Raw genomic sequence first — 13,444 nt, 5'->3', positions numbered from 1 at the left:
GTATTCGAACCGAAAACCTGATTGTTGTTCGTGCGGCACAGATGCCTGCAGGCGCAGATGCGCGCGATATGCTCGATTTTGAAACGCTGACGTATGTTCCGATTGATCGCTCCCTCATCCTTGCCGACGAATTGGCCCCATGGGAGCGCGATTGGCTCGATGATTATCACCAAGAGGTGTGGGACAAACTGGCACCTCGGTTAAGTGATGCCGCGAAAGACTGGCTGCGACAAGCGGTAGCTCCACTTTGACGCGGTGCAGCATAGCGTGTTGAGACAATCACTGCTATAGACGGTATGAGAGACGTGGACAGAGGAGACACCATGGGCGACGACCATATAAAAATTCGCAAGGCTATTGGCACTTGGGTTGTACGCGCGGGCGGTGCCGTGTTGGGGGAAACCACCAACGCGCTTGAACTGAACGAGGGCAACATGCCGCCCGTCATCTATTTCCCGCGCGCCGATTTGGGCATGGCCTTTTTGGAAGCCACCGACACCCGTTCGTCATGCCCCTACAAAGGCGAAGCGACTTATTATTCGATCCACACCAAATCCGTAGTGATCGCTGATGCGGGGTGGTCCTATGAGGACCCCAAAGACCTTGTGGCCGAAATCAAAGACCACATCGCATTCTATCCGCAAAAAGCCGCCGTTGAGCAGCTCTGAGGCGACCACTTATTGCGACTGAGATAGACGCGTCCCGTTTGGGGCGCGTTTTGTGTTTGGCGTGGCCCCAGATGGACAAGTTTATGAATGCTCTTCGGCGGCCGTGGCCGCAAGGGCGGCATTGAATTTGCGCAGCGCATCCACTTGGAATACCGCCCCATGAAGGTCGGGACCAAGCTCCTCGCGCAATGTCACCACGGGAATAAACACCAGATTGTGTTGATCAAACATCGGCATCACCTTTTCCAAGGTGGCATTGGGCGACACGTAGATCCCTTGATTGATCAACTCGCGGCACGCGTCCTCGGGTGCAGCCCGTGGGGCATCGGATTTGCGGTAACATTGATGCACACGCACGGTTGCCAATAAATACGCCTGTGGCCCTGCCGCCAGATGAACACCGCGCCGCTCCAACAGCGTCAAAAAGAACGAGCGATCCACCAAACGCGAGGCCAACGCGGTTGAAAGCGACACCGCGACCATCACGGCCAATCCCGTCTGCCAGTCGCCTGTAAGCTCGAACACGATCAACGTGGTGGAAATCGGCGCGCCCAACACCGCCGCCGCCACCGCCCCCATGCCCGCAAGCGCATAAAGCGTGGCAGTACCGGAAATGTCGGGGAATATCGAAGTGGCGATCAGGCCGAATGACAAGCCTGTCAGCGCCCCAACCATCAATGCGGGCGAAAACACCCCGCCGCCCATCCGTCCGGCCATTGTGATTGCGACAGCCATAACCTTGAGCACAGTGAATACAATCGCTTGCCACAACAAAAGCTGACCCGTGAGGGCCATCGACGTTGTCTCATAGCCCACGCCAATAATGTGAGGAAACGCGATCGCCAAGAGCCCCAGCATTAGCCCTGCAATCGCCGGACGAAACAGAGGCGGAATCCCCAAACGCGCCTGCGCCCATGTCCCAAAGTCATCTGCCATAAAGATCGCCCGCATCATCATCGCTGCGACGAGACCACACACGAGCCCAAGCAATAAAAACGCGGGAAGCTCGACGTAAAAGGTCAACGCCCCTTCAGCCACAAGCGTGAACTCGGTCACATCGCCAAATTCAAGGCGGTTGATCACTGTCCCCGCTGCGGCCGCGATGGCAATCGGTGCGAACGCGTGCACAGCAAAGTGGCGTAGCACAACCTCAAGCGCAAAGAGCGTGCCCGCAATCGGTGCATTAAAGGAGGCGGATACCGCCGCAGCCACGGCACAGCCCAAAAGATCTCGCCCTGTGACGCCATTGGCGTGCAGCCGATTGGACACCCACGTCGAGATCACTGCGGCAAGGTGTACGACCGGCCCCTCGCGCCCCGTCGAACCACCCGTAGAGAGCGTCACCAAAGAGGCCGCAGCGGACGCCCAACCTGCACGCCGCTCCACACGACCCTCATTCAGCGCCGCCCCCTCGATCACATCGGCAACAGAGCGTACACGCCCGTCAGGAGTGAACCAATTGAGGATCACACCGACCACCAGACCGCCCATGACCGGCACACTCAACACCCAATACCACGGCAGATCACTGGCAAAACTATGTAATTGGGACAGATCTTCGGTGCCGTAAATTGCACCTTGTAACCAATTGATACCTTTTCGAAAAAGAAGCGCGGCAAAGCCGGATGCAATACCAATCAACAGAGCAATGAACCAAAACTGGATTTGGCTCGGCCCCTTGGCACGCATAACCGCGAGGGCCTTTGCAATGGCGTCGCGCATATCGCGCAAGGCCGTTTGCGGGTATGAGGGTTTGTCCTCTGACATCCGAATTTACGGCTCTCTCATCCTTTCGTGCCACAACGGCTTTCACCCTCGTGGCGCTTCTACTATGGTCGCGCAGTCATCATTCCGTGTTTATAGAGACAACCATGATCCCAGACATCGCATTCGACGCACTTTCCACCGTTCTAGAAGGTCGCGTGACCCGTTCCAAGTCCGATCTTGATGTTCATGGCCGATCCGAGACGTGGTTTTCCCACACGCCGCCAGACGCCGTCGCCTATCCCGAGACGACCCAAGAGGTCTCGGCCATGATGAAAGTGTGTTATGCGCACGCTATTCCTGTGGTCGCATGGGGGGCGGGCACGTCACTTGAAGGGCAGACTTTGGCCATTCATGGCGGGCTTGTCGTCGACTTTAGCCGCATGAACCGCGTTTTAGAGGTCAATGATGCCGATATGGATTGTCGGGTACAGCCCGGTGTGACACGCGAACAACTCAACACCGACTTGCGCGCAACCGGTCTGATGTTTCCCGTCGATCCGGGCGCAAACGCCTCTATTGGTGGCATGGCTATGACGCGGGCCTCGGGCACCTCCGCCGTGCGCTACGGCACAATGCGCGACAATGTGATTGGCCTTAGCGTCGTCTTGGCAGACGGGACCATCATTGAAACCGGATCGCGCGCGCGCAAATCCTCCGCAGGCTACGATCTCACAGCGCTATTTGTCGGCTCCGAAGGCACCCTTGGCCTCGTGACCGAGTTGTCGTTGCGCCTGTATGGCCAACCCGAAGCCATTAGCGCCGCTGTCTGTGCCTTCGATGATCTGGATGCAGCCGTCAATGCCGTCATTGCGACCATCCAATACGGGTTACCAATGGCGCGGATCGAGTTTCTCGATGTGGTCAGCGTTCAGGCTGTAAATGCCTACTCGGGCGCAAATTTTCCCGCGCGCCCGCATCTATTTGTTGAGTTCCACGGCTCGCAGGTGAGTGTCACTGACCAAGTGGAGACTTTTGGCGACATCGTGCGCGACTTTGGCGGATCGGACTTTGAATGGGCCAGCAAGACCGAGGAGCGCAACGCGCTTTGGACCATGCGCCACAATGCCTACTATGCCTGTCTAGCCCTCAAACCCGGCTGTAAAGCCGTTGTAACCGACATTTGCGTGCCAATTTCAAAGCTCGCCCAAGCGGTCGAGGAAACGGCCGCCGACATTGCCGCCTCTCCGCTTGACGGGCCGATCTTGGGCCACGTTGGAGATGGCAATTTTCATGCGATCTTATTGATTGAAGACACAAATGACGCGGATCTGCGCGAGGCCAAACGCCTTGCGGGGCGCATGGCAGAGCGCGCATTGGCCATGGGCGGTACAATCACCGGAGAACATGGGATCGGGATGGGGAAAAAGGGTTTGATGCCGGCCGAACACGGGGCGGCATGGAGCGTTATGGGCGCGCTCAAATCCGCCATGGACCCCCGCAACCTCATGAACCCTGGCAAGCTGGTCCCATAAGGGCGTGTTACATTTCCAACAGCGATTTGGCGGCTTCGCGTGCCGCCTCAGTAATCGTATCACCCGACAACATCCGCGCGACCTCCATCACACGGTCATCACCGATCATCGGCGTCACTTCGGACAAGGTCACCTCGTTCTCGACGCGTTTGGCCACACGCCAATGATGCCCGCCCAATGCGGCCACCTGTGGGGAGTGGGTGACGACCAGAACCTGTCCCTCCCCCGCAAGCGCCTTGAGGCGGCGCCCTACCGCATCGGCCGTCGCCCCGCCAACGCCCCTATCAATCTCGTCGAAGATCATCGTCACACCGGTTTGATCACGCGTCAAACAGACCTTGAGCGCCAAGAGAAAGCGCGACAACTCACCGCCAGATGCGATTTTATTGAGCGGGCCTGCCGGTGCACCGGGGTTGGTGGCCACTGTAAACGCGACGATATCGCGACCATCCGGCCCCGCGTCACTTTGCGTGACATCCGTGGTGAACACCGCCCGCTCCATTTTGAGGGGGGCCAATTCATCGCTCATTTGTCCGTCCAGCCGCGCCGCCGCCGCAACACGCGCCGCCGTCAAATCCGCCGCCGCCGCATCATAGACAGACTGCGCCTTGGCTACATCGGCCTCCAGTCGCGCAATATCCTCAACCCCGCCGTCAAGGGCGGCAAGTTTATCACGTAGCCCATCGGCAAAGGGGCCAAGCTCATCGGCGGCAATCCCGTGCTTTCGGGCCAAACCGCGAATGGCAAATAGCCGCTCTTCGACACCTTCCAACTCATGCGGATTGAACCGCAAACCTTCGATTGCGTCCTCAACGCCGCCTTGTGCCTCGCCCAATTCATTGAGCGCACGCCCTAAGGCATCGATTGCCTCATCAAGCGCGCCATCGGCCTTTTCTGCCGCGCCCTCAAGCCATTTGAGCGCGTCGACCAATTGCCCCTCACCCCCGTCATAGGACATGGCCTGATGGGCTTTGGCGACATCTACGGCAATCTTTTCGGCCTGCTGCATCCGGCGGCGCTCGGCATCAAGAACGGCCTCCTCGCCCGCTTGCGGGTCAAGTGTATCAAGCTCGCCCACGGCGTGGCGCAAGAACTCTTCTTCGTCCTTGAGCGCCGCCTGTTTAGCGCGTGCCGTTGCGAGGTCTTTTTGGGCAAGGCTGAGTGTCTTCCACGCACTACGGGTCGCGGTCAGGCGGTCGCCCAGATTGCCAAATTCGTCGAGGAGCACACGGTGGCCGCGTGGATTGAGCAACCCGCGATCGTCATGCTGGCCGTGCAGTTCGACCAAGACATTCGACAAACGGCGTAGCATTTCGCCAGAAACACGGCGATCATTGACCCATGCCGTTTTACGTCCGTCTTGAGCATTGATCCGGCGCAAGATCAATTCACCGTCCTCGGCCTCGATATCAAGTTCGGCCAAAATCTCTTCGGCATCGTGACCGCGCGGCAGTTCGAACACCGCCGTCACCTCGCCTTGCTGCGCCCCCGCGCGCACCAAATCCGCGCGCCCACGCCAGCCAAGGACGAACCCGAGACTATCCAGCAAGATGGATTTGCCCGCGCCCGTCTCGCCCGTCAACACGTTAAGACCCGGTTGGAAGGCAAGCTCCAAGCGGTCAATAATCAACATGTCACGAATATCGAGGTGCCTCAGCATGGGAAACCCACGTGCAGTGTTAGAGCCATTCGCCGCGGATCATTTGACGATACACAGCACCAAGCCAGTTGTTTTCAAACGCTTTTTCCTCAAGCCCTTTACCAGACAATAACTTGTAGCTGTCTTCATACCACTGGGTTGAGCGATAGTTGTGGCCCAAAATTGCGGCTGCTGTCTGTGCCTCTTGCGTGAACCCGAGCGACAGATAGCTTTCCACCAAACGGTGCAATGCCTCTGGCGTGTGCTGTGTCGTCTGGAATTGCTCGACAACCACACGGAACCGGTTGGCAGCGGAGGTATAATGCTTGCGCTTGAGGTAATAGCGCCCGATTTCCATCTCTTTGGCGGCGAGGTGATCAAACGCCAAATCAAACTTCAAAACTGCGGAGCGCGCATATTCGCTATCTGGATATTGCTCGATCACAACACGCAGCGCATTGAGCGCCTGAAAGGTCAAACCTTGGTCGCGGCCAACATCGTCGATCTGGTCATAATAGGACAGCGCAAGAAGGTATTGCGCGTAAGCGGCATCCTCATCAGCAGGGTAGAAATCCATATACCGCTGTGCGGACACTCGTGCATTCTCGTAGTCGCGATCACGGTGGTAGGAAAACGCCTGCATGATCAACGCGCGCTTGGCCCAATCGGAATAGGGATAGAGGCGTTCGACTTCGGAGAAATAGCGCGCCGCATCGCCAAAATCATTTTGACTGATTTCATATTCAGCACGTTTGTAAATCTCGTCGGCCGGATAGCCCTCAAGATCACGCTCGGGGGCGCGGTTGCCACAGGCCGAAAGCAGAAGTGCGAAAGACACGCCCAACCCCAGTTTTAGCCCAACTTTCAGACTGCGATGCGTTTTTGCCGCCATGAAAGGTCCTACCCTTGCCAATTCACCAACCCTTTTTACAGGGCTTACCTTGCTTCCTAGCACAGAAAATTTCCGTGCAAAATGTCTTTGCGCGGAAATTATGTCACATACGCGGTATGGCGCGATGTTTGTGCGCCACGCAAAGGTCGATCATCAAAAATCAGGAGAGATTAGGCGCAAACAGCCAGATCAGAGCGGGTCACACCCGCACCTGGCAAACGAGCGGCGGTTTTTGCATCCACAGTCACAAAGGCCCACGCGCCCTTGGTCGCAAACAACTTACGCAATAGCGCATTCGTCATCGCATGACCGGCCTTTTGACCAACATAGCGACCTAAAACAGGCGCACCCGCAAGATACAAATCACCAAGCGCGTCTAGCATTTTGTGGCGTACAGGTTCATCGTCACGGCGCAGACCGCCCGGACTTAGAACCGCGTCACCATCCACGACAACAGCGTTTTCAAACGTACCGCCCAAAGCCAGCCCATTTTGGCGCATCATATCCACATCGGACTTGCGACAAAAGGTGCGGCAATCGGACAATTCGCGCACGAATGCGCCATTGGCCATGCTCAACCGCTTGCCCTGAACGCCAATCGCGGCATCATCAAAGTCGATGTGAAAATCGATTTCCATCGTGTCCGCGGGCTCCAAACGCGCAACCGCGTCCCCCTGTTCGATCACAACCGGTTTCAACACCTTGAGCACCCGAGCCGGTCCATCTTGTTGCGCGAGGCCACAGGACAACAGCTTTTCGACAAAGGGCGCAGCAGAACCATCAAGGATCGGAACCTCAGGACCATCAACCGATACAATCGCATTATTGACGCCCAGTCCCGCCAATGCCGCCATAATATGCTCAACCGTGGAGAGCGTCACGCCGTCCTCATTGCGCATCAATGTACATAACTGCGAAGGCACAACGTGGTCCCACCGCGCCGCAATTTCGCTGGCACGATCATCCGCAACATCCGCATCCACATCAGAACGCACAAACGTAATGCCCGCATTCACCCGCGCAGGCGATACCACCATGCGCACAGGCGCACCGGAATGAAGTCCCACTCCATCGAATATCACTGGTTTAACGAGCGTTATTTGCACTGCGTGCCTCTGATCTAGGGGTCGTTTTGGCGGTCTGCGGGCCGCGCAAGTCAGCGCCCGCTTTGTATTAACCAGCAATTTACAGTGGGCCGCTAACCGCCTCAACACACAGATTGTAACGGTTTGTAACAGTCGACATCCACGGCACGCGGAAAACAGCCCAAAAGATTTCCGCAGCGCGGCAAGGTCTTGATTGGTAAAGAAAAAGGCCCGCAACAGCGGACCTTTTCAATACTAATTTATCCGTGATTATGACCCAACGTTATGCGAACGATCGAGGCAGAAATCACTCCACTATCAGTTCGCCTGACGACGCAAGAACGCGGGAATTTCGATTTTATCTTGTTCCGCTGCGACCTCTTGGTCCTCATCGTAGCCTTGATGTGTTTGCGCGTGTGGCTGACGCTGTGGCGCCGCGCCAAAACGCGGCTGCTGCGCGTGTGGCTGAGGAGCCGCAGGACGGGCCTGCTCTTCTGCGCCGTGACCTGTCATCCGACCAATCAAGGAGTTGATCCCGAACCGACCCTGCTTTTGCTCGGGCTCTGGTGCGGCTTGGCGTGCTTGTGGTGCGGGCTGACGCGACACGGCGGCTTGCAACCGTGCAAGTGTTTCGGGCGCAGGGCTTCCGGCTGGCGCAGCCTGTGGCGCAACATAGGCCTCGGCAGCATGGTCATATTGTGGCTGCTGATGAACCGGCGCATGCGCTGCGGGCTGCGCAGGAGCTGGCTGATACGCGGGCGCAGGCAGATCGTCGGAGGCATCCGCAACATGGGTGTGCGGCTCATAGGACGACTGAGGCTCGAACACATCAAAGCTGGGCTGAACAGGAGCCTGAGCGGCAACAGGGGCCTCAACGGGCGCGGCGGCCGCAGGAGCCTCAACCTCGACTTGTGGCGCAAGTGGCTCGGACAAACGGCGGCGCGGAACAGGTGTTTCGGCCAGATTGGTGTTGGCGTCGATACCAGTGGCAACAACGGACACGCGCATCGCCCCTTCGAGGGTTGGGTCCATCGTGGATCCAACAATGATGTTTGCGTCTGGATCGACCTCTTCGCGAATACGGTTCGCCGCCTCGTCCAATTCGAACAAAGTAAGGTCGGCACCGCCGGTGATGTTGATAAGAACGCCACGTGCGCCTTTGAGCGAGATTTCGTCCAACAGCGGGTTGGCAATAGCTTTTTCGGCAGCTTGGATCGCGCGATCTTCGCCCGATGCTTCGCCTGTGCCCATCATGGCTTTGCCCATTTCGTCCATGACAGCGCGCACATCGGCAAAGTCGAGGTTGATCAGGCCGGGGCGAACCATAAGGTCCGTCACACCTTTAACGCCCTGATACAGAACATCGTCGGCCATGGAGAAGGCTTCGGTAAATGTTGTTTTTTCATTGGCCAGACGGAACAGGTTCTGGTTGGGGATGATGATCAGGGTATCGACCATCTTTTGTAGCTGCTCCACGCCCTCTTCGGCCTGACGCATGCGCTTGGCACCCTCAAACTGGAATGGCTTGGTCACAACACCAACGGTCAAAACGCCAAGCTCACGTGCGGCCTGAGCAATGATCGGCGCGGCACCTGTGCCCGTGCCACCCCCCATACCGGCGGTGATGAAACACATGTGAGCACCCGCAAGATGGTCAACAATGGTTTCAATGCTTTCCTCAGCGGCGGCAGCACCAACGGATGCACGCGCACCTGCGCCCAATCCTTCGGTGACCTTGACGCCCATCTGGATTTTCGCCGTGGATTTAGAATGCGACAGCGCTTGCGCGTCCGTATTCGCCACAACGAACTCAACGCCCTCAAGCGCTTTTTCGATCATGTTGTTGACCGCATTGCCACCGGCACCGCCGACTCCAAACACCGTAATTTTAGGTTTCAAGTCGTCCCGCTCGGGCATCGTGAGATTCAAAGCCATGATCTACCGCCTGCTTTATTGTTGTCGTGCGCCGATGCTTTTGCCAACGTCACGAAATGAATATCCCCACCCCTGAATCGGGGCATAGTTAACCTTTTCCGCTCTAAACTTAGTCGATTTCGCTTGCCGCGTCACCCAAAAAACACAGTTTGAACACAAAATATGGGGGCTATATTGCAATTTTAGGCGGGATTTTGCGCACGACACGAGATTTAGGCAGCCCTAAGGTCAACAAATACCACAATTAGCGCGCAAAAATCCCTGCGCCGCCACAGGGGCGTGCGTGCAATACAGATCACAACCTTAACGTTGGTCCTAAATGTGGGGGCACTGCTCGGTGCCGTCTTGTTATATAGGTGTCGTTGCACCCGCCGTTTGCACTAGACTAACAGGCAAAATCAGCCGTGTGAACCGCCCTTTTATAGCGAACTCACCAGTTTTCTTTGAACCACCGCACAGCGCGTTTGAGAGAGCGCGCGGGATAGCTATCAACCGGCACCTCAAAATCCCACCATTCGTCTTGCGGATGCGCAGCAAACAGGCACAACCCAACAGCGGAGGCAAAGGCTGCGCCAGTGGCGGCTTGTGGCAAGCCTTGCACACGCAATGGACGCCCGATGCGCACCTGCTGGCCCAGAATTTTCGGCGCGAGGGTTTCAAGGCCTGGGATTTGGCTCCCGCCACCCGTCAACACGATCTGCTGTGACGGTAGGTGCTCAAAACCCGCAGCATCCAGACGCTCACGCACCCCTTCGAGGATTTCCTCAACCCGCGGGCGCATAATGGCAATAAGGTCAGAACGAGACACAGTGCGGCGGTCTTTGTCCCAATCGCCGCTATCCCCCCCCACTTCGATCATTTCGCGGTCATCCATGCCCGTGGCATGTACCCCGCCGTAGAATGTCTTGATCCGCTCCGCCGTGGTCGTGGGAATTTGTAGACCCATCGCAATATCGGAGGTGACATGCTCACCACCCATCCGCACGCTATCCGCATAGATCATGTGTTTTTTCATGAAGATCGACACATCGGTTGACCCGCCGCCAAGATCAACACAGGCCGCGCCAAGCTCTTGTTCGTCCTCAACCAACGCCGAGATGCCTGACACATAAGCACCAGACGCAAGACCCGCCACTTCGAGATCACAACGCTTAATGCAATAGAGCAGGTTTTGAATGGTGGCGCTGTCAACAGTAAGCATATGCATATCGCACGCAAGCGTTTGGCCAATCTGGCCACGCGGGTCACCCAAACCAGAACGATGATCTAGCGCAAAATTCACAGGCTGCGCGTGCAATACCTCGCGGTGCGCGCCGTAATCAGGGTGATCACAGGCTGCCAGAACACGCGCGACATCTTGTTCGGAGACGATGTTGCCGTCCACCTCGACCTGACCATCAAGCCCGTAGGAGCGCGGTGCGCCGCCCGAGAAACACGCGATGACGTGATCAACGCGGGTTTGGGCCATTTTCTGCGCCGCTTGCACCGCAGTGCGAATGGCGCGTTCGGTTTCGGACATGGCGTCAATTTCGCCAAAGCGCACGCCGCGAGAACGCGTTGTCGCCGCCCCTATGACGCGAAAGGACGATTGCCCCGCCATGGATCCGACCCCTTCGGAGCCCGCGAACCGATCCCCGTCAAAGCGCAACACAAGACACGCAATCTTGGACGTGCCCACATCGAGGATGGCCACAACCCCGCGCTGAAGCGCGGCATTTCGCATATTACGCATGGCACGTTGGGCGGCATAAAGGTCAGTCATTGAAAGGACACTCCAAGTTCTAAACCTTTGATCTTTCGCATATCATCATGCGCGATCTCGGTCAGTCGTAAGGTGGGCCGCGACGGGTTGCGCAGGTCCACATGGGTTACATCGCGATCCAAAAGGTCTTGGGCTTGGTCAAGCGCAATCACCTGCGCCAAAGCGCCGATCGGGTTTTGTTCGGGAAGTAGAATTGTTTGGCCGTGATCCAGCACAATGTCCCAACGCCGCTCGCCAATCCGTATCAGGCCACGCAGGCGCGGCAAAATCGGACCGGACACACGTAGAATGGACGCGGCCTCCTTGATCATCATATTCGCGCCCTCGCCCGCCACGAGGGGCAGGTTCGGAAACTCAAGGCGGCTATCGATTTGTGCCACGCGGTGACCAGCGTGATCCAACAGCTCAAGTCCGTTTGGACCGCGCCACACAAATGCTGGCACCCGCTCTGTGACATCGACCTGCAAAATACCGCCCGCGCGCACACGCAAACCGACATCGGCGACAGCATCCAACTCTTCGATCCGTTCCATCATCCCCGCGAGATCAAGCTCGAAAGACGAGATGGGGAATTCAACATGCGCAACGTCGCGCACGGCTTGCGCCAAGCCGTCCGACACACCGTCTACGGCCATCAGTTTGACCATAAATTCAGGACGGTTTTGTACCTCGCGCTTGATCGCACCGTAGTTGTCCGCGAAAGTTTGACGGTGATCGGCATCCGCGAACCACAAGGCCACACAAGCCGCGACACCCAACACCGGAGCCATACGGCGCATAAAAAACCGAAAAGACGGGGTGAGCCAGAGGCGGCTCATCCGGTAGGCGGTGCGCGATGGCGCAGGATCACGCGGCAACGCAGGCGCATCAGCACCTTTGCTGCGCCCGCCCATCACACGCGCCACGGCCTCGGACACCAATGCGGAGCCTCCATCAACAGCGCGGCGCGCGGTGGTAGGCGGCAAGGGTGCGGGGCGAAACTGGCCGCTGTTCATCGGTTGCATGACGCATCCTCCACCATCCACGTGACAAACTGGCCATAGCTCAATCCAGCCTCTTGGGCCTGTTCGGGCGACAGCGAGGTGGGCGTCATGCCTGGTTGCGTGTTGGTTTCCAACAAGATCAGACCCGCAACGCCCTTGGCCTCGTCCCAGCGAAAATCGGTGCGCGAGACACCACGACACCCGAGTGCGGCGTGCGCACGCAGGGCATAGTCCTGACAAGCGGCGGTAATATCGGCGGGAATATCAGCGGGGCAGACATGGCGCGACCCACCGGCGGTGTATTTCGCGTCAAAATCATACCACCCATCGACAATGATGTCGGTCACGCACAAGGCGCGTTCGCCCATCACAGTGCACGTCAACTCACGTCCCGGAGCAAAGGCCTCGACCATCACAACAGCGGGCATATCGTCGGCCATGCGGGGCGCGTTGCTGCCCTCATGGACAATATAGACCCCCACAGACGAGCCCTCATTATAAGGCTTCACCACGTAGGGAGGCGCCATTACATGGCCCGCCTCAACCTCGGTGCGCGTGGCCAAACGGCTTTCGGCGACAGGAAGTCCAACCGCACGGTAAATCTCTTTGGTCTTTTCTTTGTCCATCGCCAAGGCAGACGACAGAACGCCAGAATGCGTATAGGGAAGTTTGAGCCATTCAAGCAGACCTTGGATACAGCCATCTTCGCCGTAGCGCCCATGCAGAGCGTTAAACACGACATCGGGGCACGCGGCCAAGAGACGCGCGGCGACATCATCGCCCGCATCAATCTCTACCACATCAAATCCTTCGTCCCTCAGTGCGGCGGCGCATCCACGCCCAGACGACAGTGACACCTCGCGCTCTGCGCTTGGGCCACCCATCAATACCGCTACTTTCGGGGATTGCCTGCTCGACATACCCACCAAAGCCTCATGTTCGGAGCCAATTGTTTGGCCCTCATTCTCATTTCGAAGTCGCGAGACTCCATAGTGACGCACACATTGGCACGCCAGTCTTAGCCCAAAGGCTCATCGCAATATGGAAGCTGCTCAGCCCCCGTCCGCATGCCCCTTATAAACGGGGCTTTGCAGGTTACGCCTCGGGAAGACCTGCGGGAATTGGCTCCCCGTCAAACTCACCGACACGCATAATTTCCCACTCTAACGTAAGTCCCGAATTTTGGAACACTTTTTTTCGGACATCTTCGCCCAAAGCTTCCAAATCATGCGCCGTGGCCG

Annotated in this window: 11 protein-coding genes and 1 pseudogene; 3 read left to right on the top strand and 9 right to left on the bottom strand. The window is 57.6% G+C overall.

Annotation, left to right across the window (positions count from 1 at the left end; all coding sequences use genetic code 11):
- Both ACTG34_RS03115 and ACTG34_RS03110 read left to right on the top strand, forming a co-directional pair.
- On the top strand, positions 1-251 hold a 251-nt coding region (locus ACTG34_RS03115), incomplete at its 5' end, for a M24 family metallopeptidase C-terminal domain-containing protein (protein WP_439103564.1).
- Between the two features lie 72 nt (positions 252-323).
- The gene (locus tag ACTG34_RS03110) at positions 324-668 is read left to right on the top strand and encodes a DUF427 domain-containing protein (protein ID WP_062215941.1); all 345 of its coding nucleotides are present in this window, start codon (positions 324-326) and stop codon (positions 666-668) included.
- 81 nt (positions 669-749) lie between these two features.
- Here ACTG34_RS03110 and ACTG34_RS03105 read toward each other — a convergent pair whose 3' ends face one another.
- A complete protein-coding gene (locus tag ACTG34_RS03105) occupies positions 750-2,435 on the bottom strand; it encodes a chloride channel protein (protein ID WP_439103563.1) in 1,686 nt (561 codons plus the stop codon).
- Positions 2,436-2,539: 104 nt separating this feature from the next.
- Between ACTG34_RS03105 and ACTG34_RS03100 the strand changes: the two genes are divergently transcribed.
- The gene (locus tag ACTG34_RS03100) at positions 2,540-3,907 is read left to right on the top strand and encodes an FAD-binding oxidoreductase (protein WP_439103562.1); all 1,368 of its coding nucleotides are present in this window, start codon (positions 2,540-2,542) and stop codon (positions 3,905-3,907) included.
- A 7-nt stretch (positions 3,908-3,914) separates the two neighbouring features.
- On the opposite strand, the gene recN is transcribed toward ACTG34_RS03100, so the two are convergent.
- From recN to ACTG34_RS03060, 8 genes and pseudogenes are all read right to left on the bottom strand, one after another.
- The gene (recN, locus tag ACTG34_RS03095; RefSeq protein WP_439103561.1) at positions 3,915-5,567 is read right to left on the bottom strand and encodes a DNA repair protein RecN; all 1,653 of its coding nucleotides are present in this window, start codon (positions 5,565-5,567) and stop codon (positions 3,915-3,917) included.
- A 19-nt stretch (positions 5,568-5,586) separates the two neighbouring features.
- Positions 5,587-6,438: an outer membrane protein assembly factor BamD gene (locus ACTG34_RS03090; protein WP_062215946.1), complete on the bottom strand. Its 852-nt coding sequence runs from the start codon at positions 6,436-6,438 to the stop codon at positions 5,587-5,589.
- Positions 6,439-6,608: 170 nt separating this feature from the next.
- The gene (gene lpxC, locus ACTG34_RS03085) at positions 6,609-7,544 is read right to left on the bottom strand and encodes a UDP-3-O-acyl-N-acetylglucosamine deacetylase (RefSeq protein ID WP_439103560.1); all 936 of its coding nucleotides are present in this window, start codon (positions 7,542-7,544) and stop codon (positions 6,609-6,611) included.
- Between the two features lie 297 nt (positions 7,545-7,841).
- Entirely contained in the window at positions 7,842-9,458 is a 1,617-nt protein-coding gene (gene ftsZ / locus ACTG34_RS03080; protein ID WP_439103559.1) for a cell division protein FtsZ, read from the bottom strand.
- Between the two features lie 430 nt (positions 9,459-9,888).
- Positions 9,889-11,220: a cell division protein FtsA gene (gene ftsA, locus ACTG34_RS03075; RefSeq protein WP_439103558.1), complete on the bottom strand. Its 1,332-nt coding sequence runs from the start codon at positions 11,218-11,220 to the stop codon at positions 9,889-9,891.
- A complete protein-coding gene (locus ACTG34_RS03070) occupies positions 11,217-12,224 on the bottom strand; it encodes a cell division protein FtsQ/DivIB (RefSeq protein WP_439103557.1) in 1,008 nt (335 codons plus the stop codon). Before ACTG34_RS03070 ends, ftsA begins: the two co-directional genes overlap by 4 nt.
- A complete protein-coding gene (locus ACTG34_RS03065) occupies positions 12,212-13,129 on the bottom strand; it encodes a D-alanine--D-alanine ligase (protein WP_439103556.1) in 918 nt (305 codons plus the stop codon). Before ACTG34_RS03065 ends, ACTG34_RS03070 begins: the two co-directional genes overlap by 13 nt.
- Positions 13,130-13,298: 169 nt before the next feature.
- Positions 13,299-13,444: pseudogene (locus ACTG34_RS03060) on the bottom strand (UDP-N-acetylmuramate dehydrogenase); the annotation flags it as partial.

Origin of the sequence: Celeribacter marinus (assembly GCF_965656515.1) — a bacterium.
Lineage (GTDB): Bacteria > Pseudomonadota > Alphaproteobacteria > Rhodobacterales > Rhodobacteraceae > Celeribacter > Celeribacter marinus_D.
This window is presented reverse-complemented; position numbering and strand designations above follow the sequence as displayed.